The organism is Streptomyces sp. 2323.1 (assembly GCF_900221035.1).
Classification (GTDB): Bacteria; Actinomycetota; Actinomycetes; order Streptomycetales; family Streptomycetaceae; genus Streptomyces; species Streptomyces sioyaensis.
This window is the reverse complement of sequence record NZ_LT907981.1, coordinates 6312889-6336870: the sequence shown is the minus strand read 5'-3', so window position 1 is coordinate 6336870 and position 23982 is coordinate 6312889. Positions and strand designations below refer to the sequence as shown.

Here is a 23982-nt window from a genome sequence, read left to right as displayed (position 1 = left end):
GGGCGCCGGGGCGTGCCTAGTGCGGGGCCCCGCGCCACCCCGCCACCGGGAGGGCGAACTTGGCGACCAGGCGGTCGGTGAAGGAGGCGTGGTGCAGCCGGGCCAGGCGTACCGGGACCGCGCCGCGGCGGACCTCGACGCGGGCGCCGGCGGGGAGTTCGACGCTGCGGCGGCCGTCGCACCACAGGATGCCGTGCGGGGTCTTCGGCTGGACCTCGACGGCCAGGACCGAACGCGGCGAGGTCACCAGCGGCTTGGCGAACAGCGCATGTGCGCTGATCGGGACCATCAGCAGGGCCTCGACCTCGGGCCAGACCACCGGGCCGCCGGCCGAGAAGGCGTAGGCGGTGGAGCCGGTCGGGGTCGCGCAGACCACCCCGTCGCCGCCGAAGCGGGAGACGGGCCGGCCGTCGACCTCGGTCACCACCTCCAGCATCCGCTCCCGGGCGGCCTTCTCCACCGATGCCTCGTTCAGGGCCCAGTCGGTGTGCACGACGTTGCCGTTGTTGCGGACGAGGATGTCGAGCGTCATCCGTTCCTCGACCTCGTAGGCGCGGGTGACGACCCGGTCGACGACCTTGTCGAGGTCGTCGCGTTCGGCCTCCGCGAGGAAGCCGACGCGGCCGAGGTTGACACCGAGCATCGGGACGCCGGAGGTCCGGGCGAAGTCGGCGCCGCGCAGCAGCGTGCCGTCCCCGCCCAGGACCACCAGCAGTTCGCAGCCCTCGGCCGCGCACGGCTCGGACTCGACGCGCTCGACCGACGACGGCAGCGGCAGGTCCGCGGCCTCCTCCGCCAGCACCCGCACCCCGATGCCGCAGCGCAGCAGGCCCTGGACGACGAGTTCGGCGCTGCGGATGGCCGCGGGGCGGCCCGTGTGGGCGAGCAGGAACACCGTCCGCCCGGCACCGTCGTTCTCGTGTGCTGCGCTGCCTTCAACTGCCTGGGTAGTGGTCAACGAGGCCCCTCCGCCACTGCACGGTCGACGTCCGCCGGGTCGAGTGCAGGCGCCCCGGCGCGCAGCCACAGAAAGTACTCGACATTTCCCGAAGGACCCGGCAGCGGGCTCGCAGTTACGCCAAGTACGCCAAATCCGAGTCCGGCCGCCCGCTCGGCGACGGCACATACCGCCTCGGCCCGCAGCTGCGCACTGCGCACCACCCCGCCGCTGCCCAGCCGCTCCTTGCCGACCTCGAACTGCGGCTTGACCATCAGCACCAGGTCCGCGTCGGGCGCCGCACAGGCGGCCAGCGCGGGCAGGACGAGTCCCAGCGGGATGAACGAGAGATCGCCGACGACGAGGTCGACGGGCTGCGAGTCGATCTGGTCAAGGGTCAGTTCGCGCACGTTGGTGCGGTCCTTGACGGTGACCCGCTCGTCGCTCTGCAGCGACCAGGCGAGCTGTCCGTACCCGACGTCGACGGCGACGACATGGCCGGCACCGGCCCGCAGCAGGACATCGGTGAAACCGCCGGTGGAGGCGCCGGCGTCGAGCGCCCGCCGGCCCTCGATCTTCAGGCCGAGCGGAACGAAGGCGGCGAGGGCGCCGGCGAGCTTGTGCCCGCCGCGCGAGACGTAGTCCGGATCGCTCTCGTCCGCCCGGACGACCACGGCCGCGCTGGTCTCCACCTGGGTGGCCGGTTTCGTCGCGGTCGCACCGCCCACGGTCACCCGGCCCGCGGCGATCAGCTGGCTGGCGTGCTCGCGCGATCGGGCCAGCTTGCGGCGCACCAGCTCCGCGTCGAGTCGGCGTCGTGCCACTCCTGCCACCTGTGGTTCAGCTCCTGTTGTCGTGCGTCGTCGAGGAAGTCGAGGAAGGTGTGGGCGGCCCGGGGTGCTGGTCGAGGCCGGCCAGCACGTCGCGCAGCCCACGGTGCACATCCTCGTACACCGGGAGGTGGCCCTCGGCGGGGAGGTGGTCGGCGTCGGCGAGGCGCCGCAGCCGGGCGTCGACCGCGGCCTGGCCGGTGGGGGTCACGCCCACCCCGATCGGCTGCGGCCCGGCGGGGCGCTCCGGCCCGGCAGGCCCGGCGTCCGCCGCTTCCCCCGCTCCGCCGTCCTCGGGCTCCACGAGCTCCTCCGGCTGCCCCGGCCCGGCGGGTGCGGGTGCCTCCGGCTCCGGGCCGGACATCGGCTGTTCCATGCCCCCGACGCTACCTCGGCGAAGGGCGCCAAGGGCGAACGAGCCGTCCCCGACCTGGCGTATCGTCGCTTCCGATGGCAACCCTCGACCAGTGCCGCGCCGCTCTCGACCGGCTGGCCCAGAACATGTCCTCGGCCGACGGCAGGGTCCGCGGGGCCACCGCGGTCCACCGTTCGCTCAGCTGCCGCATCACGGACCTCGATGTGACCTTCGTCGGGCGGCTGGCCGACGGCACCATCCAGCAGGTGCGCGCCGTCCCCGGCCCGCCGCCGCACAAGGCCGATATCCGCCTGACCATGACCGGCGACGATCTGGTCGCCCTGGTCGACGGGGAGCTGAACTTCGCCCGGGCCTGGAGCAGCGGTCGCGTCAAGCTGGAGGCCGGCCTGCGCGACCTGCTGCGCCTCAGGACGCTCCTGTAGCCGCCGCCCCGCCCGACGCCTGCCCGGCCACGGCCCGGCCGCCGCGGTGCCGGGGCCGGCGGGCGGCGGGGACGACCAGCGGGGTGCCGGTCTCCGGGTCCTCGATGATCTGGCAGCCGAGCCCGAAGACCCGTTCCACCAGCTCCGCGGTGACGATGTCGCCCGGCGCGCCCTCGGCGACGACCGCACCGTCCTTCATGGCGATGAGATGGGTCGCGTACCGGGCCGCGTGGTTGAGGTCGTGCAGCACCGCGACCAGGGTGCGGCCCTGCTCCTCGTGGAGCTCCGCGCACAGGTCCAGCACCTCGATCTGATGCTGGATGTCCAGATAGGTCGTCGGCTCGTCCAGCAGGAACAGCGGCGTCTGCTGGGCGAGCGCCATCGCGATCCACACCCGCTGGCGCTGCCCGCCGGACAGCTCGTCGACGCAGCGGTCGGCCAGTCCGTCCACACCGGTGGCCGCCATCGACTCCCCGACGATCCGCTCGTCCTTGGCCGACCACTGCCGCAGCAGGCCCTGGTGCGGGTAGCGGCCGCGCGCGACCAGGTCCGAGACGGTGATCCCGTCCGGGGCGATCGAGGACTGCGGCAGCAGCCCGAGCGTCCTGGCGACCTTCTTGGCCGGCTGCGAGGAGATCGCGGAGCCGTCCAGCAGCACCGCGCCCGCGGCCGGCTTGAGCATCCGCGACAGCGCGCGCAGCAGCGTGGACTTGCCGCAGGCGTTCGGGCCGACGATGACCGTGAAGGAGTGGTCGGGAACGGCGACCGAGAGATTCTCGGCGATGACCCGCTGGTCGTAGGCGAGGGTGACCTTCTCGGCCGTGAGACGGCTCACTTCAGCACTCCTGGGGGTTGGGTCGTATCACTGCTGTTGCCCGGCACCGCGGGACCGTCGCCCGGCCCGGGCCGCCCGGTACGGGCGAGGGTGCGGCCGCGGGCATCCGCCGCCGGCCTCCGCTCCCCGGGCCGCTCATATCCGTCCCGCCCGGCGCTCCGTGGCCAGCAGCCACAGCAGATAGCCGCCGCCGAGCACGCCGGTGAGCACCCCCACCGGCAGCTGGTCCGCGCCGAAGAGCCGCTGCGAGGAGACGTCGGCGGCGACCAGCAGGGCGGCTCCCATCAGGGCGGAGGGCAGGAGGTTGGGGCCGGGCGAGGCGGTCAGCCGCCGGGCGAGCTGGGGTGCGCTGAGCGCCACGAAGGAGATCGGCCCGGCCGCCGCGGTGGCGACGGAGACCAGCACCACCGCCGCGATCAGCACGACGATGCGGACCCGGTCGACCCGTACGCCCAGCGCGGCCGCCGCGTCATCGCCCATCTCCAGCATGCGCAGCCCCCGCCCGTGGCACAGCAGCAGCGGAACGAGGACGGCGCAGACGGCGGCCGGCGGCCAGACCTGGTCCCAGTCACGGCCGTTTAGGGAACCGGTCATCCAGGTGGTGGCCCGGGTCGCCTCGACGATGTTCGCCTTGGTCAGGAGGTAGAGCACCATCGCGTAGAGCATCGCTCCGGCTCCGATGCCGACCAGCACGAAGCGGTAGCCGTGGATGCCGCGCTGCCAGGCGAGCAGGAAGATGGCGAGACCGGTGACCAGGCCGCAGACGACCGCTCCGGCGGCGACCGCGAAGCCGCCGCCCTGGAAGTAGACGATGACGACCAGTGCGCCGACGGACGAGCCCTGGGTGAAGCCGAGGACGTCCGGGCTGCCCAGCGGGTTGCGGGAGACGGTCTGGAAGACCGCCCCGGCGATCCCGAACGCGGCGCCGACCAGCAGCCCCACCAGCACCCTCGGCAGCCGCAGGTCCTGCACGATGAACTGCTGGCCAACGTCGCCGCCGCCGGTCAGGGTGGCGATCACCTCGGCCGGCGTCATCGGGTAGTCGCCGGAGCCGATCAACGCGACGCCGGCGGCCAGCGCGAGGGCCAGCAGCAGCAGTCCGGCCCCCAGGGCGCGTGGTTCCAGGCGCAGCGAGAGCCCGCCCTTGGTGCGCACCGTTCTGGTCCGCCGGGCCGCCCCCGCTCCCCGGCCGCGCCCGGCCCCCTTCGTCCGCGTCTGCTCGGTGTCCTGCCCGGATTTCACGGTCGCGCTCACAGTTGGGCCATCCTCCGACGCCGTACGAGGTAGATGAAGACCGGCCCGCCGGCGAGGGCCGTCACGATGCCGACCTGGAGCTCGCCGGGCCGGGCCACGACCCGGCCGAGCACATCCGCACCGACCAGCAGCACCGGCGAGAGCACCGCGGAGTACGGCAGCACCCAGCGCAGATCGGGCCCGGTCAGCGCCCGTACGACATGCGGAACCATCAGGCCCACATAGACGATCGGGCCGCAGGCGGCGGTCGCCCCGCCGCACAGCACAGTGACGGTGACCATCGCCAGCACACGGGTGCGGGTCAGCCGGGTGCCCAGCGCCCGCGCCTGGTCGTCGCCGAGCGCGAGGGCGTTCAGCGGCCGGGCGAGCAGCAGCGCGAGGACGGCGCCCACCGCCAGGAATGGCGCGATCCGGGTGACCGTCGGCATGGTGGCCGCGGCCAGCGAACCCACCGTCCAGAAGCGCATCTTGTCCAGCGCCGCGGTGTCCATCAGGTTGACCGCGTTGAGGTAGCCGACGAGGACGGCGGTCAGCGCGGTGCCGGCGAGGGCCAGGCGTACGGGCGTGGCGCTGCGGGTGCCGCCGAGGACGTACACCGCGACGGAGACCGCCGCGGCGCCGGCGAACGCGCACCACACATAGCCGGAGAGCGAGGTGACGCCGAAGAAGCTGATGGCGGTGACGACCGCGGCCGAGGCGCCGGCGTTGATGCCGAGAACTCCGGGGTCCGCCAGGGGGTTTCGGGTCAGCGCCTGCATGACCGTTCCGGCCAGGCCGAGGGCGGCGCCGACGAGCAGACCGAGCAGGGTGCGCGGGAAGCGGACATCGCGGATGACCACATCGGTGTCGGTGCCGGTGTAGTGGAACACCCCGTGCCACACCTGGTCGAGGGGGATCTGTTTCGCGCCGACGGCGATGCCGAGGACGGCGACGACGGCCAGTACGGCCACGGAGGCGAACAGCCCCGCAATGCGCAGGGCCTGCCGTCGCCGGGGGGACACCGGGGCCGGGGCGGCCGGTGATTCGGGGGGACTGTCAACCAACACGCTAGTTAGGTTAGCCTACCCTCACATTGACCGTGCCGCCCCCCAGAGAGAAGTGCAGCCACCATGAGTTCCTCCCGAAGCACCCCTGTGTCCCGTCGCGGCATCCTGGCCGCGGGCGGCGCCGTCGGTATCGGCGCCCTGCTGGCCGCCTGCGGCGGGGGCAAGGGCCCGGGAGGCGCTAACGGCGGTGACGGGAAAGGCTCCTGGACCTTCACCGACGACCGCAAGGAGAAGGTCTCCCTGCCGCACACCCCACAGCGCATCGTCGCCTTCACCGGCACCGCGGCCGCGCTGCACGACTTCGGGATCGACGACCAGATCGTCGGCGTCTTCGGCCCCACCAAGCTCAAGAACGGCAAGCCCGACCCGCAGGCCGGCGACCTGGACATCGACAAGGTCACCATCCTCGGCAACGCCTACAACCAGTTCAACGTCGAGAAGTACGCGGCCCTGCGCCCCGATCTGCTGGTCACGAACATGTACGAGCCGGACGCGCTGTGGTTCGTACCGGACGACAGCAAGGACAAGATCACCAAGCTGGCCGAGTCCGTTGCGATCACTTCCTCCCGCACCCCGCTCGTCAAGATCATCGAGCGCTACGCCGAGCTGGCGGAATCGCTCGGCGCCGATCTCAAGGCCAAGAAGGTCACCGACGCCAAGGCCCGCTTCGAGAAGGCCTCCGAGTCGCTGCGCAAAGCCGCCAAGGCCCACCCGGTCAAGGTGCTCGCCTGCTCCGGCAGCCCCGACCTCTTCTACGCCTCCAACCCCGGCATCAACGCCGACCTCATGTACTACAAGTCCCTCGGCGTCGACCTGATCGTCCCCGACCACCTGGACAAGGACGGCTACTTCGAGAGCCTGAGCTGGGAGAACGCCGACAAGTACCGGGCCGATGTCCTTCTGCTGGACAACCGGACCGCCACCCTCCAGCCCAAGGACCTGGCCGCCAAGCCCTCCTGGGCCAAGCTGCCCGCCGTCAAGGCCCACCAGATCACCCCCTGGTCGAGCGAGCCCCGCTTCTCCTACGCGGGCGCCGCCCCGCTCATCGAGTCGCTCGCCAAGGCGATCGGGAGCGCCAAGAAGGTCAACTGACGCCCGGCTGCGGTGGCTCGCCACCACTGACGCCCGGCTGCGGTGGCTCGCCACCCGGGCCACCACCCCGACCGCAGCCCCCCACCGCGGCCCCAGCCGGCGCACTCTGCCGCAGCACCACCGCACCCCCACCGTCGCCCCACCGCAGTCCGTCCCGGGAGGTTCCCCGCATGACCACGACCGCCGCCCCCGCCACCACACCGTTCCGCTTCTTCGAGGTCCAGGTCCTCCGCACCCGGCGGCTGGGCCCGTCCATGGTGCGGGTCACCTTCGGCGGCGAACGGCTGGCCGAGCTGGCCTCCGGCGGTCGCGACCAGCGCTTCAAGCTCTTCCTCCCACAGCCCCACCAGGACCGGCCCCTCCTCGACGACACCGGCGACGGCTGGTACGCCGCCTGGCGGGCGCAGGATCCGGCCGAGCGGGCGGTGATGCGCTCGTACACGATCCGCGAACAGCGCCACGACCCGGCGGAGTTCGATGTCGACTTCGCCCTGCACGGCGCGGAGCCGGGGGCCTCCCCCAAGCTCTCAACTCCGTTCGCGCAGGGAGGTGCCCCCATCACGGCGGGCGGGCCGGCCTCCCGCTGGGCCGCCCGCGCCCGGCCCGGCGACCGGCTGACCGTGCTCGCCCCGGCCGTCGAGGACAACGGCGGGGTCGACTTCCGCCCGCCGGCCGGCACCGACTGGATCCTGCTCACCGGCGACACGACGGCGCTGCCCGCCATCGCCGGCATCCTGTCCTGGCTCTCCCCCGGCACCCGCGCCAAGGTCTGGATCGAGATCGCGCACGAGGACGACCGGCAGCAGCTGCCGTCCTTCGCCGACGCCGAGATCACCTGGCTGGTCCGCGACGGGGCGGCCGCCGCACACGGCGAGCCGGTGCTCGACGCGCTGCGCGCCGCCGACCTGCCCGAGGGCACCCCGTACGCCTGGGTCGCCGGCGAGGCCGGGACGGTCAAGGCGGTGCGCCGCCATCTGGTCCGCGAGCGCGGCATCGACCGCCGGGCCGTCACGTTCACCGGCTACTGGCGGCGCGGCGCCACCGAGGAGGACCTGATCGCGGAGCTGACGGCCGGGACGGCGACCTCCCAGGACGACTGAGCCACCCGCGGCCGGAACGCGCCGGCGCGGTGGCGGGGCGCGTGCCGGCCCGAGTGCACCGCACCGGGCCCGCCGCCGGAGCCCCGGTGCCCTCGTCGGCCCTCAGATCCCGATCCGGGCCAGCACCTTCCCCGCGTCCGCCGCGCAACTGCCGTCCCCCGCAGCCGTCCAGGCCGCCGCACACAGCGCCCGCAGCCCGTCCAGCGCCGTCCCCTCGCCGGTCACCGCGAGGGTGTCGCCGGACGCCTCGGCCCGCCAGCCGCCGCACCGGAACCCGTCCCCGTCCGCGGTCACCTCGGGCTGCGGTGACAGCAGTCCGCGCAGGTCCGCCTCCACATAGGCGGGACGGTGCTGCGGCGGGGCGGCCAGCAGCTCGGCGGGGGTGGTGACGCCGGTGAGCACCAGCAGCGAATCGACGCCGCCGTTGCAGGCGCCCTCGATGTCCGTGTCGAGCCGGTCGCCGATCACCAGCGGCCGCCGCGCGCCGGTCCGCAACACCGTCTCCCGGTGCATCGGCGGCTGCGGCTTGCCCGCCACCTGCGGCGATCCGCCCGCGGCGATCCGCACCACCTCGATCAACGCACCATTGCCCGGGGCGATCCCGCGCTCCTTGGGGATGGTGAGATCGGTGTTGGACGCGAACCACGGCACCCCGCGCTGCACCGCGTACGCGGCCTCCGCCAGCCGCGCCCAGTCCAGCGTGGGGTCGTAGCCCTGCACCACCGCCGCCGGCTCGTCCTCCGCGGAGAAGACGGGCTCCAGCCCGCGCTCGCGCAGCGCCACCAGCAGCCCCTCGCCGCCGATCGCCAGCACCCGCGCACCCGGCGGCACCTGCTCGGAGATCAGCCGGGCCACCGCCTGCGCCGAGGTGATCACGTCCTCGGCGCCGGTCGGCAGCCCGAAACCGGACAACTGGTCGGCCACGGCCTGCGGGGTCCGGGCGGCGTTATTGGTCACATAGGCGAGGTGCATCCCGCCGTCCCGTGCGGTGGTCAGCGACGGGACCGCATGCGCGATGGCCTGTCCGCCGGCGTAGACGACCCCGTCCAGATCCAGCAGCGCGGTGTCATATGCCTCGCTCAGCGCGCGCCGGCACCCGTCGGGCCGCCTGCGAACCTGCTCGTTCATGCCGTCTCGCTCCTCGCTCCCACATACCTGCGCAGGGACCCGCCGCCACCGGGGGCGCACTCGCTGCCCGGCACCGGTGCGTGACCCTCCGCTTCGTACCTACCGGTATTTCCAGCCACGTACGGGCTGTCCCCCGATCCTCCCTCATCGGTGGGGCGGCATAGCATTCTTCAATGACCAGTAGCGACGGCCTCCGACTCCTCCCGTTCCGCGGACTGCGTTACGCCCGGGAACGCGTCAGCAGCCTGACCGCCGTGACCTCCCCGCCGTACGACGTGGTGGTCCGGCCGGACGGCGTGCGCCATCTGGAGACCGCCGATCCGTACAACATCGTCCGGCTGATCCTCCCGCACGCCGCGGACCCGACCACCCGCCACCGCCAGGCCGCCGACACCCTGCGCCGCTGGCGCGCCGAGGGCGTGCTGACGCAGGACGCCGAGCCCGCGCTGTACGTCTACGAGCAGCGCTCCGGTGAGGTGCTGCAGCGCGGACTGATCGGGGCGCTGCGGCTGGACGGCCCGGTGCTGCCGCACGAGGGCGTCATCCCGGAGGTGGTCGAGGACCGGGCCGCCCTGATGCGGGCAGCGGCCGCCAACTTCGAACCGCTGCTGCTGTCCTACCGCGGCCAGGGCACCGCGACCGGCGCCGCCGCGGTCATCGAGCGGGTGGTGGAGGAGGAACCGCTGCTCGCGACCGTCACGGAGGACGGCTTCGCGCACCGCCTGTGGGCGGTCACCGACCCCGCCGATCTCGCCGCCGTCGACGACGATCTCAGCGCCCGGCAGGCCCTGATCGCCGACGGCCACCACCGCTGGGCGACGTACCAGCGGCTGTACGAGCAGCAGCCCGGCGCCGGAGTCGCCTCCCCCTGGGCGTCCGGCCTGGTGCTGCTGGTCGACACCGCCCGCTATCCGCTCCAGGTCCGGGCGATCCACCGGGTACTGCCGCATCTGCCGCCGGCCAAGGCGCTGGCCGATCTGGCCGGTTCGTTCCGGGCCCGTACGCTCCCGGGCGAGCTCTCCGCCGCCCTGGAGGCCCTGGAGGAGACGCCCGGCACCGCCTTCGTCCTCGCCGGCGGGCCGGACTCCTTCCACCTCCTGGACCGCCCCGACCCCGGTCTGCTGGACCGTACGATCCGCCGGGACCGGCCCGAGGCCTGGCGGCAGCTGGACGCCACGGTGCTGCACTCCGTCCTGCTGGACGAGGTCTGGCACATCCCCGACCACCCGTCGGACATCGGCTATCTGCACCACACCGGGGCCGCGGTCGAGCAGGCCGCCCGGCACGGCGGCACCGCGGTCCTGATGCGCGCCACCTCCGAGGAGACGGTCCGTCAGCTCGCGGAGCAGGGCGTGACGATGCCGCGGAAGTCCACCTCCTTCGGCCCCAAGCCCGCCACCGGCCTGGTCCTGCGCACGCTGGACGACACCGGCAACTAAGGGCGGCACCTGGCGCGCCCCTTCCGACCCTGATCCGCCGGGCAGGCCCTGAAACTCCCGCCCCGCCCCCACCGCGGCACCACACACCCACCCCCGGAAGTAGTTAGGTTAGGCTTACCTAACTACGTCGCCGGGCGGGCCTCCCTGCCCCTGCGCACACCCCACCCTGCGCAGGACGTGGTCAACTCCGCACCAGGGAGGACATCGTCATGAGTCTCCTCGCGCACTCCACCGAGGACCCGGCCGACAGCCGGACACATCTGCTCCACAACGGCACGGCGCACCACTACCACCGCACGGTCACCGAGACCGTCACCCGGATCAGCGCCAAAATCGCCGGCACCACCCGCCCGTTCACCGGCATCACCGTCGACGGCCTCACCCCCACCGTCTCCGGCGTCGACCTGGACGCCCCGCTGTACGACGCGGACGCCGCGCTGGACGAACTGGAGGACGTCTACCTCCGCGACGCCGTCTACTTCCACCACCCGCGCTACCTCGCCCACCTCAACTGCCCCGTGGTGATCCCCGCCCTGGTCGGCGAGGCCGTACTCGCCGCCGTCAACTCCTCCCTGGACACCTGGGACCAGAGCGCCGGCGGCACCCTCATCGAGCGCCGGCTGATCGACTGGACGGCCGACCGGATCGGCCTCGGCGAGCGCGCCGACGGCATCTTCACCAGCGGCGGCAGCCAGTCCAACCTCCAGGCCATGCTGCTCGCCCGGGACGAGGCCTGCCGCCGCGCGCTGGCCGGCGGCGAGCTTCCCGCCGGCGCCAGGCCGTCCGACGTCCTGCCGCGGCTGCGCATCCTCGCCTCCGCCTGCAGCCACTTCAGCATCCGCAAGGCGGCCACCCTGCTCGGCCTCGGCGCGGAGGCCGTCATCGCCGTCCCCTGCGACGAGCAGAAGCGGATGCGCACCACCGACCTGGCCGCCGAACTGGCCCGCTGCGACCGCGAGGGCCTGATACCCATGGCCGTCGTCGCGACGGCCGGCACCACCGACTTCGGCTCGATCGACCCGCTTCCCGAGATCGCCGGCCTGTGCGCCGGGTACGGCGCCTGGATGCATGTCGACGCCGCCTACGGCTGCGGCCTGCTGGTCTCCCGCCGCCGCGCCCTGCTGACCGGCATCGAACGCGCCGACTCGGTGACCGTCGACTACCACAAGTCCTTCTTCCAGCCGGTCAGTTCGAGCGCGGTCCTGGTCCGCGACCGCAGCACCCTGCGGCACGTCACCTACCACGCGGACTACCTCAACCCGCGCCGGATGGTGGAGCAGCGCATCCCCAACCAGGTCGACAAGTCGCTCCAGACCACCCGCCGCTTCGACGCCCTCAAGCTCTGGCTCACCCTGCGCATCATGGGCGCCGAGGCCATCGGCGCACTCTTCGACGAGGTCATCGACCGCGCCGCCGATGCCTGGCAGCTGCTGTCCGACGACCCCCGCTTCGAGGTCGTCGTCGAGCCCCGGCTGAGCACCCTGGTCTTCCGCTACGTCCCCAGCACCGACCAGGACCCCGACCTCAGCGACCGGGTCAATCTGCACGCCCGGGAAGCCCTGTTCGCCTCCGGCGACGCGGTCGTCGCGGGCACCACTGTCGACGGCCGCCACTACCTCAAGTTCACCCTGCTCAACCCGGAGACCACGCTGGAGGACATCGCCACCGTCCTCGATCTGATCGCCGAGCACGCCGGCACCTTCCTCGCCGCCCGGCCCCTGCCGACGCTCAGTGCGCGCTGATCCTCCCCACCGCCCACCCCCCATCGGAGCCCCCGTGTCCGCCCCTTACGACTTCATCGCCATCGGCCTCGGCCCGTTCAATCTGGGCCTGGCCTGCCTGACCGAGCCGATCGACGGACTCGACGGCCTGTTCCTGGACGACAAGCCGTCCTTCGACTGGCACCCCGGCATGATGCTGGACAGCAGCCACCTCCAGGTGCCGTTCCTGGCCGACCTGGTCACCCTCGCCGACCCCACCTCCCCTTTCTCGTTCCTCAACTACCTCAAGGAATCGGGGCGGCTCTACCCCTTCTACATCCGCGAGAGCTTCTATCCGCTGCGCGCCGAGTTCAACGACTACTGCCGCTGGGCGGCCGGCAAACTCGACACCGTCCGCTTCTCCCACCGGGTCACCACCGTCGAGTACGACCCGGCCGAGGAGCTGTACGTCGTCCACGCCGCGCACCTGCCCACCGGTGAGGTCACCTCCCACCGCGCCCGCAAGCTCGTCCTGGGCACCGGCACCCCGCCGCACGTCCCCGAGGCCTGCCAGGACCTGGGCGGCGACCTGCTGCACAACGCCGACTACCTCGACGCCAAGGCGGCCCTCCAGGCCAAGGACAGCATCACCCTGATCGGCAGCGGCCAGAGCGCCGCCGAGATCTATTACGACCTCCTCCAGGACATCGACAGCCACGGCTACCACCTGACCTGGGCGACCCGCTCCCCGCGCTTCTTCCCCCTCGAATACACCAAGCTCACCCTGGAGATGACCTCGCCGGAGTACGTGGACTACTTCCACGCCCTCCCCGCGGCCACCCGCGACCGCCTCAACGCCACCCAGAAGCACCTCTACAAGGGCATCGACTCGGCGCTGATCAACGACATCTTCGATCTCCTCTACCAGAAGAACCTGGCCGGCCCCGTCCGCACCCGTCTGCTCACCAACACGGCCCTCAACACCGCGCGGTACGACGAGACCGCCGGCACCTACACCCTCGGCCTGCGCCAGGAGGAACAGGGCGCGGACTTCACCCTCGACACCCAGGGCCTGATCCTCGCCACCGGCTACCGCTACCGCGTCCCGGACTTCCTCGCCCCGGTTCGCGACCGCATCGTCTGGGACGACGCCGGCCGCTACGACGTGGCCCGCAACTACAGCATCGACACCACCGGCCACGGCATCTACGTGCAGAACGCCGAGCTGCACACACATGGCTTCGTCACCCCCGACCTCGGCATGGCCGCCTACCGCAACTCGTGTCTGGTGCGCGAGCTGCTCGGCCGCGAGCACTACCCGGTCGAAAAGGCCATCGCCTTCCAGGAGTTCGCTGCCCCGGCCGGCCCGCACCACCCCATGGAGATCCCCGCATGAACGAGCACCGCGCGCGCATCCCCGGACAGCGCCCGCCGAGCGCACCCGAGGCCCGGCACGGCGAGCGGCCGGCCCCCGCCCCGCTCTTCACCCGCACCGACCCCGCGCTCGGGGAGTTCGCCCTGCGCCCGGTCGACCCGGCCGCCGACGCCGCCCTGCTGCACGGCTGGGTCACCCACCCCAAGGCCGTCTTCTGGCTGATGCAGGACTGCGACCTCGCCGCCGTCGAGAAGGAAAGCGCGCGGATCGCCGCCGACCCCTTCCACGACGCCTTCCTCGGCCTGCACAACGGAACCCCGGCCTTCCTCATGGAGCGCTACGACCCGGCCCACCGGGAGCTGGTCGGCATCCACACCGCCGAGCCCGGCGACGTCGGCATGCACTTCCTCACCGCCCCCACCACCGCCCCCGTGCACGGCTTCACCCGCGCCGTGCTCACCACCGTCATGGAGATGCTCTTCGCCGACCCGGCCACCCGCCGCGTCGTCGTCGAACCCGACACCCGCAACACCGCCGTCCACGCCCTCAACGAGGCCGTCGGCTTCGAGGTCCTGCGCACCGTCTCGCTCCCCGCCAAAGACGCCCGCCTCAGCACCTGCACCCGCGACCAGTTCCTGGCCACCCGAGGAGACCACCGATGACCGCCGCGAGCCGGCCCACCGCCCAGGAAGCCGTCGCCCACCTCACCCCCGCCCGGTGGGCACGGGCCAACCGCCTGCTGCTCCGCAAGGCCCTCGCCGAGTTCGCCCATGAACGGCTGCTCACCCCCAAGCGCCTGCCACCGGACGGCCATTACTCCCTGCACAGCGACGACGGCGCGACCGAGTACCGCTTCGCCGCCCGCAGACAGGCCCTGGACCACTGGCAGATCGACGCCGACAGCATCACCCGCCACCGCGGCCAGACCGAACTCCCCCTGGACGCCCTGGAGTTCATCCTGGAACTGCGCGACTCCCTGCGTCTCGGCCCGGACGTCCTCCCCGTCTACCTGGAGGAGATCAGCTCCACCCTCTCCGGCACCGCCTACAAACTCGCCGCCCAGCAGCCCACCGCCGCCGAACTCGCGCACGCCGGCTTCCAGGCCATCGAGACCGGGATGACCGAGGGCCACCCCTGCTTCGTCGCCAACAACGGCCGCCTCGGCTTCGGCATCCACGAGTACCACGCCTACGCCCCGGAAACCGCCAGCCCCCTCCAGCTGATCTGGCTCGCCGCCCGCCGCGACCACGCCACCTTCACCGCCGGCGAGGGCCTCGACTACGACACCCTGATACGCAGCGAACTCCCCCGGCACACCCGCGACCGCTTCACCGCCACCCTCACCGGCCTGGGTCTCGACCCCGACGACTACTACCTCTTCCCCACCCACCCCTGGCAGTGGTGGAACAAGCTCTCGGTCACCTTCGCCGCCGAGGTCGCCCAGCAGCACCTGGTCTGCCTGGGCCCCGGCGACGACACCTACCTCGCCCAGCAGTCCCTGCGCACCTTCTTCAACACCACCACCCCCGCCGCCCACTACGTCAAAACGGCGCTCTCGGTGCTCAACATGGGCTTCATGCGCGGCCTGTCCGCCGCCTACATGGAAGCCACCCCGGCCATCAACGACTGGCTCGCCCGCCTGATCGACGCCGACGACACGTTCCGGGCCGCCGGCTTCTCGATCATCCGCGAGCGCGCCGCCATCGGCTACCACCACCGTCAGTACGAGGCCGCCACCGCCAAGGGCTCCCCGTACCGCAAAATGCTCGCCGCCCTCTGGCGCGAGAGCCCCGTCGCCGGCCTCGAACCGGGCCGGCGGCTCGCCACGATGGCCTCCCTCCTCCACACCGACGACGCGGGCGACTCCTTCGCCGCGGCCCTCATCAAGGAGTCCGGCCTGGCCCCCGCCGACTGGCTGCGCCGCTACCTCGACGCGTATCTGACCCCGGTCCTGCACGCCTTCTACGCCTACGACCTGGTCTTCATGCCGCACGGCGAGAACGCCATCCTGGTCCTGGAGGACGGCGCCGTGGCCCGGGTCATCTTCAAGGACATCGCCGAGGAGATCGCCGTCATGGTCCCCTCGGCGGTCCTGCCACCGGCCGTCGAACGCATCCGCGCCGAGGTCCCCGAGGACAAAAAGCTCCTCTCGGTCTTCACCGATGTCTTCGACTGCTTCTTCCGCTTCCTCAGCGGCATCCTCGACGACCGCGGCGTCCTCGACGAGGACACCTTCTGGCGCACCGTCGCCGAGTGCGTCCTCGACTACCAGGCGTCCGCGCCGCACCTCGCCGACAAGTTCGCCCGGTACGACATGTTCGCCGAGGAGTTCGCCCTCTCCTGCCTCAACCGCCTCCAGCTGCGCAACAACCAGGAGATGGTCGACCTCCAGGACCCCGCGGGCGCCCTCCAGCTCATCGGCACCCTCCGCAACCCCCTCGCCCCCTACGCGCCGGCCGCCTGACCCTCCCCCACACATGCCGAAGGGCGGGACCCCGCACGGGATCCCGCCCTTCGTTCATCGCGTCAGCTCAGCCCGCAGCAGCGGCTGCCGGCTCAGCCCTGCGCAGCACCCGCTTCGCCCTGCGCACCGTCGTCCCCGGCCTCGTCACCCTCGGCCTCATCCGCCTCGGACTCGTCCAGCGCGTCGGTGAACTCCACCCCGTCCAGCTCCGCGAGCCGGTCGGAGGCGTCCGTCGTGCCGCCCTGGTCGGCCTCCAGCGCCCTGGCGAACCAGTCACGCGCGTCGTCCTCGCGGCCGACCTCCAGCAGCGCATCGGCGTACGCGTACCGCAGCCGCGCCGTCCACGGGTGCACCGCGCTCGACGCGAGCTCCGGGCTCTGCAGCGTGACCACCGCGGCGTCGGCCTGCCCCATGTCCCGCCGGGCACCCGCCGCGACCAGCCGCATCTCGACCTGTCCGGCCCGGTCCAGCTTCTGCACCTCGGGCTCACCGGCCATCGCCAGCGCCTTCTCCGGCCGCCCGAGCCCACGCTCGCAGTCGGCCATGACGGGCCACAGCTCCACGCTGCCGGTCATCCGCCGCGCCGCCCGGAACTCCGCCAGCGCCTCGCTGTACTTGCCGACCGCGTACGCCGCAAAGCCGGCCGCCTCACGGACCGCCGCCACCCTGGACGCCAGCCGCAGCGCCACCCGCGAGTAGCCGTACGCCCGCTCCGGATCCTCGTCCAGCAGCTTCGCCACCATCACGAGGTTCTTGGCGACGTCCTCGGCCAGCGTCTTCGGCAGGCTCAGCAGCTCCTGCCGCACATCCTTGTCGATCTCGTCACCGGTGACGTCCTCCGGAATCGGCAGCCGCTTGATCGGCTCCCGCTCCCGGTCCCGACGGTCATCGCGCCGGTCGTCACGCCCACGCCCGCCCCCATACGGCCGACGCCCCCCACGCTCGTCATCCCTACGGAACCCACCACGGTCACCACCGCGGTCATCCCTGCGGTCACCACCGCGGAATCCGCCACGGTCATCCCGCCTGTCGTCCCTGCGGAAGCCCCCGCGGTCACCACCGCGCTCGTCCCGCCGGTCATCCCTACGGAACCCGCCCCGGTCACCACCGGACGGCCGGTCATCCCTACGGAACCCACCGCGCTCATCATCACGACGCGGCCCACGCGGCCGCTCATCCCGCCGCTCACCGCCACGGAATCCACCCCGGTCGCCACCGGACGGCCGGTCATCCCTACGGAATCCCCCACGGTCACCACCGCGGTCGTCCCGACGGTCGTCCCTACGGAACCCGCCACGGTCACCGCCACGGTCGTCCCGACGGAACCCACCACGGTCACCGCCACGGTCGTCCCGCCGGAACCCACCGCGGTCACCACCGCGGTCGTCCCGCCGGTCGCCACCACGGAACCCGCCCCGGTCACCACCGGACGGACGGTCATCCCGCCGGAACCCGGGGCGATCCCCGCCCCGCTCATCCCGCCGGTCATCCCTGCGGAACCCACCGCGCTCATCATCACGACGCGGCCCACGCGGCCGCTCATCCCGCCGGTCCCCGCCACGGAATCCACCACGGTCACCACCGGACGGCCGGTCATCCCTGCGGAATCCCCCACGGTCACCGCCACGGTCGTCCCGCCGGTCACCGCCGCGGAACCCGCCCCGGTCACCGCCCGAAGGACGGTCATCACGCCGGAAACCACCGCGGTCACCACCGGACGGACGGTCATCGCGACGGAATCCCCCTCGGTCACCACCGCGGTCGTCCCGACGCTCCCCGCCACGGAACCCACCACGGTCGCCACCGGACGGACGGTCATCCCTGCGGAATCCCCCACGGTCGCCCCCGCGGTCGTCCCGCCGGTCACCGCCACGGAATCCACCACGGTCGCCACCCGAAGGACGGTCATCACGCCGGTAACCTCCGCGGTCTGCACCGCGGTTGGCGCCACGGGCTCCCCGGTCCCCCCGGTCATCACGCCGGAAACCACCGCGGTCGCCGTCGTCGCGCCGCTGCGGCCGGCGCTCCGAACGATCGTCGGAAGAGTTGGTGGACATCGACGTGACTCCTGTCTTCGGTACTGCATTCATTCTCGCGCACCGACCAGTTCGGCGCGCTTCGGCAAAAACAAAAAGGACCCTTGGTCCCAGCATGAACGCTGGGACCAAGGGTCCTGAAAGATTGTTCGGCGGCGTCCTACTCTCCCACAGGGTCCCCCCTGCAGTACCATCGGCGCGGAAAGGCTTAGCTTCCGGGTTCGGAATGTAACCGGGCGTTTCCCTAACGCTATGACCACCGAAACCCTATCGGGTTCTAGCGAACAAGCACACTTTTTAGTTAAGAGTGAAACTTGGTTCAACCAGCGATTGCGACTGTTCGCAACCCGGGAACCACACAGTGGACGCGAGCAACTGAGGACAAGCCCTCGGCCTATTAGTACCAGTCAACTCCACACCTTACGGCGCTTCCATATCTGGCCTATCAACCCAGTCGTCTACTGGGAGCCTTAACCCCTCAAGGGGGAGGGAGCCCTCATCTCGAAGCAGGCTTCCCGCTTAGATGCTTTCAGCGGTTATCCTTTCCGAACGTAGCCAACCAGCCATGCCCTTGGCAGGACAACTGGCACACCAGAGGTTCGTCCGTCCCGGTCCTCTCGTACTAGGGACAGCCCTTCTCAAGACTCCTACGCGCGCAGCGGATAGGGACCGAACTGTCTCACGACGTTCTAAACCCAGCTCGCGTACCGCTTTAATGGGCGAACAGCCCAACCCTTGGGACCGACTCCAGCCCCAGGATGCGACGAGCCGACATCGAGGTGCCAAACCATCCCGTCGATATGGACTCTTGGGGAAGATCAGCCTGTTATCCCCGGGGTACCTTTTATCCGTTGAGCGACGGCGCTTCCACAAGCCACCGCCGGATCACTAGTCCCTACTTTCGTACCTGCTCGACCCGTCAGTCTCACAGTCAAGCTCCCTTGTGCACTTACACTCAACACCTGATTGCCAACCAGGCTGAGGGAACCTTTGGGCGCCTCCGTTACTCTTTAGGAGGCAACCGCCCCAGTTAAACTACCCACCAGACACTGTCCCTGATCCGGATCACGGACCCAGGTTAGACATCCAGCACGACCAGAGTGGTATTTCAACAATGACTCCACAACCACTGGCGTGGCCGCTTCAAAGTCTCCCACCTATCCTACACAAGCCGAACCGAACACCAATATCAAGCTATAGTAAAGGTCCCGGGGTCTTTCCGTCCTGCTGCGCGAAACGAGCATCTTTACTCGTAATGCAATTTCACCGGGCCTATGGTTGAGACAGTCGAGAAGTCGTTACGCCATTCGTGCAGGTCGGAACTTACCCGACAAGGAATTTCGCTACCTTAGGATGGTTATAGTTACCACCGCCGTTTACTGGCGCTTAAGTTCTCAGCTTCGCCGACCCGAAGGTCGACTAACCGGTCCCCTTAACGTTCCAGCACCGGGCAGGCGTCAGTCCGTATACATCGCCTTACGGCTTCGCACGGACCTGTGTTTTTAGTAAACAGTCGCTTCTCGCTGGTCTCTGCGGCCACCCCCAGCTCAGAGAGCAAGTCTCATCACCGGAAATGGCCCCCCTTCTCCCGAAGTTACGGGGGCATTTTGCCGAGTTCCTTAACCATAGTTCACCCGAACGCCTCGGTATTCTCTACCTGACCACCTGAGTCGGTTTAGGGTACGGGCCGCCATGAAACTCGCTAGAGGCTTTTCTCGACAGCATAGGATCATCCACTTCACCACAATCGGCTCGGCATCAGGTCTCAGGCTTCATGCTGTCCGGATTTACCTGGACAGCGCCCTACACCCTTACCCCGGGACAACCACCGCCCGGGCTGGACTACCTTCCTGCGTCACCCCATCGCTTACCTACTACCACCTTGGATCGGCGGCTCCACCACGTCCCTTTGTCCGAAGACTCCAGGCCGGCTTCACGGCCTTAGCATTAATGGATTCGATACTGGGCGTTTCAAAGCGGGTACCGGAATATCAACCGGTTGTCCATCGACTACGCCTGTCGGCCTCGCCTTAGGTCCCGACTTACCCTGGGCAGATCAGCTTGACCCAGGAACCCTTAGTCAATCGGCGCACACGTTTCCCACGTGTGTATCGCTACTCATGCCTGCATTCTCACTCGTGAACCGTCCACAACTCGTTTCCACGGCTGCTTCACCCGGCACACGACGCTCCCCTACCCATCACAGCCTCCGTTGGGAGTATTACTGCAATGACACGACTTCGGCGGTGTGCTTGAGCCCCGCTACATTGTCGGCGCGGAATCACTTGACCAGTGAGCTATTACGCACTCTTTCAAGGGTGGCTGCTTCTAAGCCAACCTCCTGGTTGTCTCTGCGACTCCACATCCTTTCCCACTTAGCACACGCTTAGGGGCCTTAGTCGATGCTCTGGGCTGTTTCCCTCTCGACCATGGAGCTTATCCCCCACAGTCTCACTGCCGCGCTCTCACTTACCGGCATTCGGAGTTTGGCTAAGGTCAGTAACCCGGTAGGGCCCATCGCCTATCCAGTGCTCTACCTCCGGCAAGAAACACACGACGCTGCACCTAAATGCATTTCGGGGAGAACCAGCTATCACGGAGTTTGATTGGCCTTTCACCCCTAACCACAGGTCATCCCCCAGGTTTTCAACCCTGGTGGGTTCGGTCCTCCACGAAGTCTTACCTCCGCTTCAACCTGCCCATGGCTAGATCACTCCGCTTCGGGTCTTGGGCACGCTACTCAACGCCCTATTCGGACTCGCTTTCGCTACGGCTTCCCCACACGGGTTAACCTCGCAACATACCGCAAACTCGCAGGCTCATTCTTCAAAAGGCACGCAGTCACGACACAAGGAACAAGTTCCTTGTGCGACGCTCCCACGGCTTGTAGGCACACGGTTTCAGGTACTATTTCACTCCGCTCCCGCGGTACTTTTCACCATTCCCTCACGGTACTATCCGCTATCGGTCACCAGGGAATATTTAGGCTTAACGGGTGGTCCCGCCAGATTCACACGGGATTTCTCGGGCCCCGTGCTACTTGGGTGTCTCTCAAACGAGCCGCTAATGTTTCAGCTACGGGGGTCTTACCCTCTACGCCGGACCTTTCGCATGTCCTTCGCCTACATCAACGGTTTCTGACTCGTCTCACAGCCGGCAGACTGTGAAAGAGAGATCCCACAACCCCAACCACGCAACCCCTGCCGGGTATCACACGTGACTGGTTTGGCCTCATCCGGTTTCGCTCGCCACTACTCCCGGAATCACGGTTGTTTTCTCTTCCTGCGGGTACTGAGATGTTTCACTTCCCCGCGTTCCCTCCACACTGCCTATGTGTTCAGCAGCGGGTGACAGCCCATGACGACTGCCGGGTTTCCCCATTCGGACACCCCCGGATCAAAGCTTGGTTGACAGCTCCCCGGGGCCTATCGTGGCCTCCCACGTCCTTCATCGGTTCCTGGTGCCAAGGCATCCACCGTGCGCCCTTAAAAACTTGGCCACAGATGCTCGCGTCCACTGTGCAGTTCTCAAGCAACGACCAGCCACCCGTCACAACCCACCGAAGCGGATCTTTACCGGGGCCGGCATCGCGAAGGTCCAGACCATAGTCCGTACCCTCAGATACCCAACAACGTGCCCGACACGACCAGTTGAAGACTCACGTTCCACGCCGAAGCAGTACTGATGATTCCAACCGACCGTGCCGAATAGTCAACGTTCCACCCATGAGCAACCAGCATCAGACATTCGCTGATGTACTGGCCTCTGACCCGGACAAGTCCGAGTAAGAAGTGCTCCTTAGAAAGGAGGTGATCCAGCCGCACCTTCCGGTACGGCTACCTTGTTACGACTTCGTCCCAATCGCCAGTCCCACCTTCGACGATTCCCTCCCACAAGGGGTTGGGCCACCGGCTTCGGGTGTTACCGACTTTCGTGACGTGACGGGCGGTGTGTACAAGGCCCGGGAACGTATTCACCGCAGCAATGCTGATCTGCGATTACTAGCAACTCCGACTTCATGGGGTCGAGTTGCAGACCCCAATCCGAACTGAGACCGGCTTTTTGAGATTCGCTCCACCTCGCGGTATCGCAGCTCATTGTACCGGCCATTGTAGCACGTGTGCAGCCCAAGACATAAGGGGCATGATGACTTGACGTCGTCCCCACCTTCCTCCGAGTTGACCCCGGCAGTCTCCTGTGAGTCCCCATCACCCCGAAGGGCATGCTGGCAACACAGAACAAGGGTTGCGCTCGTTGCGGGACTTAACCCAACATCTCACGACACGAGCTGACGACAGCCATGCACCACCTGTACACCGACCACAAGGGGGACCCTGTCTCCAGGGTTTTCCGGTGTATGTCAAGCCTTGGTAAGGTTCTTCGCGTTGCGTCGAATTAAGCCACATGCTCCGCTGCTTGTGCGGGCCCCCGTCAATTCCTTTGAGTTTTAGCCTTGCGGCCGTACTCCCCAGGCGGGGAACTTAATGCGTTAGCTGCGGCACGGACGACGTGGAATGTCGCCCACACCTAGTTCCCAACGTTTACGGCGTGGACTACCAGGGTATCTAATCCTGTTCGCTCCCCACGCTTTCGCTCCTCAGCGTCAGTATCGGCCCAGAGATCCGCCTTCGCCACCGGTGTTCCTCCTGATATCTGCGCATTTCACCGCTACACCAGGAATTCCGATCTCCCCTACCGAACTCTAGCCTGCCCGTATCGAATGCAGACCCGGGGTTAAGCCCCGGGCTTTCACATCCGACGTGACAAGCCGCCTACGAGCTCTTTACGCCCAATAATTCCGGACAACGCTTGCGCCCTACGTATTACCGCGGCTGCTGGCACGTAGTTAGCCGGCGCTTCTTCTGCAGGTACCGTCACTTTCGCTTCTTCCCTGCTGAAAGAGGTTTACAACCCGAAGGCCGTCATCCCTCACGCGGCGTCGCTGCATCAGGCTTTCGCCCATTGTGCAATATTCCCCACTGCTGCCTCCCGTAGGAGTCTGGGCCGTGTCTCAGTCCCAGTGTGGCCGGTCGCCCTCTCAGGCCGGCTACCCGTCGTCGCCTTGGTAGGCCATCACCCCACCAACAAGCTGATAGGCCGCGGGCTCATCCTTCACCGCCGGAGCTTTCCACACACAGACCATGCGGTCGTGTGTCGTATCCGGTATTAGACCCCGTTTCCAGGGCTTGTCCCAGAGTGAAGGGCAGATTGCCCACGTGTTACTCACCCGTTCGCCACTAATCCACCCCGAAGGGCTTCATCGTTCGACTTGCATGTGTTAAGCACGCCGCCAGCGTTCGTCCTGAGCCAGGATCAAACTCTCCGTGAATGTTTACCCGTAATCGGGTGAAACACACACGAGAAGAGTGGAACGACCAGACGGAATAGGTCCGGTCGTTCACAGCGTCCTCGCTGTGTGTGCCATCCGCACCACATGGGCGGGATGGACTTTCAAAGGAACCTCGTCACCGGATGTTTCCGGTAGACGGGGTATCAACATATCTGGCGTTGACTTTTGGCACGCTGTTGAGTTCTCAAGGAACGGACGCTTCCTTTGGATTCCCTCTCGGGTTTCCTCCGGGCGCTTCCCTTCGGTCTTGCGTTTCCGACTCTATCAGATCCTTGCGGGCCCGATTTTCGCCGGTGCGTTTCGGCCTTTCGGCTTCTTCGCGTTTCCGACTCTAGCAGATCCGGTTTCTCGTCGATTCCGGGTCCGAATTTCATCGGAGGCCGCCCGGAGCAGTTATTCGCTGCTGCCGTTCGGCGTGGTTACTACTTTAACGGTTTCCCCTGGCGACTCATAATCGAGTCGGCGGGGTCTGAATTTCGGCAATGCGAAAGCAGACCCGTCAGGGAATCGTGCGGAGTAGTGGTTGCGCCGCCTGCGGTTCGCGCACAATAGCGCTGCCCGTCTCCAGCGGCTCGGGCTACGTTAGGCGGTGGGCGAT

17 protein-coding genes and 3 rRNA genes are annotated in these 23982 nt (G+C 68.8%); 8 read left to right on the top strand and 12 right to left on the bottom strand.

Annotated elements, in window-relative coordinates; all coding sequences use genetic code 11:
* Positions 1-16: 16 nt before the first annotated feature.
* Genes CPH93_RS27320 through CPH93_RS27310 form a run of 3 tightly spaced genes read right to left on the bottom strand, consistent with a single transcriptional unit; the run spans position 17 to position 2143 of the window.
* On the bottom strand, positions 17-958 hold the full coding sequence (locus tag CPH93_RS27320) for an NAD kinase (protein ID WP_231976971.1): 942 nt from the start codon (positions 956-958) through the stop codon (positions 17-19).
* The gene (locus CPH93_RS27315) at positions 955-1770 is read right to left on the bottom strand and encodes a TlyA family RNA methyltransferase (protein ID WP_093482489.1); all 816 of its coding nucleotides are present in this window, start codon (positions 1768-1770) and stop codon (positions 955-957) included. The genes CPH93_RS27320 and CPH93_RS27315 overlap by 4 nt, the downstream gene beginning before the upstream one ends.
* Before the next feature lie 7 nt (positions 1771-1777).
* A complete protein-coding gene (locus tag CPH93_RS27310; RefSeq protein WP_093482490.1) occupies positions 1778-2143 on the bottom strand; it encodes a hypothetical protein in 366 nt (121 codons plus the stop codon).
* A 74-nt stretch (positions 2144-2217) separates the two neighbouring features.
* Here CPH93_RS27310 and CPH93_RS27305 point away from each other — a divergent pair, with 74 nt between their 5' ends.
* Entirely contained in the window at positions 2218-2565 is a 348-nt protein-coding gene (locus CPH93_RS27305; RefSeq protein ID WP_093482491.1) for an SCP2 sterol-binding domain-containing protein, read from the top strand.
* Here the strand turns inward: CPH93_RS27305 and CPH93_RS27300 are convergent.
* The 3 genes from CPH93_RS27300 to CPH93_RS27290 form a co-directional block, all read right to left on the bottom strand.
* Positions 2549-3400, bottom strand: coding sequence for an ABC transporter ATP-binding protein (locus tag CPH93_RS27300; RefSeq protein ID WP_093482492.1), 852 nt, complete (start codon positions 3398-3400; stop codon positions 2549-2551). The two genes, CPH93_RS27305 and CPH93_RS27300, sit on opposite strands and share 17 nt — an antisense overlap.
* Positions 3401-3535: 135 nt before the next feature.
* The gene (locus tag CPH93_RS27295) at positions 3536-4654 is read right to left on the bottom strand and encodes a FecCD family ABC transporter permease (RefSeq protein WP_096214346.1); all 1119 of its coding nucleotides are present in this window, start codon (positions 4652-4654) and stop codon (positions 3536-3538) included.
* Entirely contained in the window at positions 4651-5700 is a 1050-nt protein-coding gene (locus tag CPH93_RS27290; RefSeq protein WP_173909893.1) for a FecCD family ABC transporter permease, read from the bottom strand. Before CPH93_RS27290 ends, CPH93_RS27295 begins: the two co-directional genes overlap by 4 nt.
* A 63-nt stretch (positions 5701-5763) precedes the next feature.
* On the opposite strand from CPH93_RS27290, the gene CPH93_RS27285 reads away from it, so the two are divergent.
* Together CPH93_RS27285 and CPH93_RS27280 are read left to right on the top strand one after the other, a co-directional pair.
* A complete protein-coding gene (locus CPH93_RS27285) occupies positions 5764-6792 on the top strand; it encodes an ABC transporter substrate-binding protein (RefSeq protein ID WP_096214344.1) in 1029 nt (342 codons plus the stop codon).
* A gap of 170 nt (positions 6793-6962) precedes the next feature.
* Positions 6963-7892, top strand: a complete 930-nt coding sequence (locus CPH93_RS27280; protein ID WP_096214343.1) for a siderophore-interacting protein — start codon at positions 6963-6965, stop codon at positions 7890-7892.
* A gap of 102 nt (positions 7893-7994) precedes the next feature.
* On the opposite strand, the gene CPH93_RS27275 is transcribed toward CPH93_RS27280, so the two are convergent.
* A complete protein-coding gene (locus CPH93_RS27275) occupies positions 7995-9020 on the bottom strand; it encodes an HAD-IIA family hydrolase (protein WP_096214342.1) in 1026 nt (341 codons plus the stop codon).
* Positions 9021-9193: 173 nt separating this feature from the next.
* Here CPH93_RS27275 and CPH93_RS27270 point away from each other — a divergent pair, with 173 nt between their 5' ends.
* From CPH93_RS27270 to CPH93_RS27250, 5 genes are all read left to right on the top strand, one after another.
* Positions 9194-10459, top strand: a complete 1266-nt coding sequence (locus tag CPH93_RS27270) for a DUF1015 family protein (protein ID WP_096214341.1) — start codon at positions 9194-9196, stop codon at positions 10457-10459.
* 209 nt (positions 10460-10668) lie between these two features.
* A complete protein-coding gene (locus CPH93_RS27265) occupies positions 10669-12201 on the top strand; it encodes a pyridoxal phosphate-dependent decarboxylase family protein (protein ID WP_096214340.1) in 1533 nt (510 codons plus the stop codon).
* Between the two features lie 34 nt (positions 12202-12235).
* On the top strand, positions 12236-13555 hold the full coding sequence (locus CPH93_RS27260; RefSeq protein WP_096214339.1) for a lysine N(6)-hydroxylase/L-ornithine N(5)-oxygenase family protein: 1320 nt from the start codon (positions 12236-12238) through the stop codon (positions 13553-13555).
* The gene (locus CPH93_RS27255) at positions 13552-14196 is read left to right on the top strand and encodes a GNAT family N-acetyltransferase (RefSeq protein WP_093648850.1); all 645 of its coding nucleotides are present in this window, start codon (positions 13552-13554) and stop codon (positions 14194-14196) included. The genes CPH93_RS27260 and CPH93_RS27255 overlap by 4 nt, the downstream gene beginning before the upstream one ends.
* Positions 14193-15998 (top strand): IucA/IucC family protein, encoded by a 1806-nt coding sequence (locus CPH93_RS27250; protein ID WP_096214338.1) that lies wholly within the window; start codon positions 14193-14195, stop codon positions 15996-15998. Before CPH93_RS27255 ends, CPH93_RS27250 begins: the two co-directional genes overlap by 4 nt.
* Before the next feature lie 92 nt (positions 15999-16090).
* Here CPH93_RS27250 and CPH93_RS36465 read toward each other — a convergent pair whose 3' ends face one another.
* The 5 genes from CPH93_RS36465 to CPH93_RS27230 form a co-directional block, all read right to left on the bottom strand.
* A complete protein-coding gene (locus CPH93_RS36465) occupies positions 16091-16849 on the bottom strand; it encodes a tetratricopeptide repeat protein (RefSeq protein ID WP_197708772.1) in 759 nt (252 codons plus the stop codon).
* The gene (locus tag CPH93_RS36460; RefSeq protein ID WP_197708783.1) at positions 16786-17910 is read right to left on the bottom strand and encodes a hypothetical protein; all 1125 of its coding nucleotides are present in this window, start codon (positions 17908-17910) and stop codon (positions 16786-16788) included. The genes CPH93_RS36465 and CPH93_RS36460 overlap by 64 nt, the downstream gene beginning before the upstream one ends.
* Positions 17911-18181: 271 nt before the next feature.
* Positions 18182-18298: ribosomal RNA gene (rrf, locus tag CPH93_RS27240) — 5S ribosomal RNA — on the bottom strand.
* 113 nt (positions 18299-18411) lie between these two features.
* Positions 18412-21533, bottom strand: a 23S ribosomal RNA gene (locus tag CPH93_RS27235).
* A gap of 303 nt (positions 21534-21836) precedes the next feature.
* Positions 21837-23363 (bottom strand): 16S ribosomal RNA (locus CPH93_RS27230).
* Together the 16S, 23S and 5S rRNA genes form the textbook arrangement of a ribosomal RNA operon.
* Positions 23364-23982: the final 619 nt, after the last annotated feature.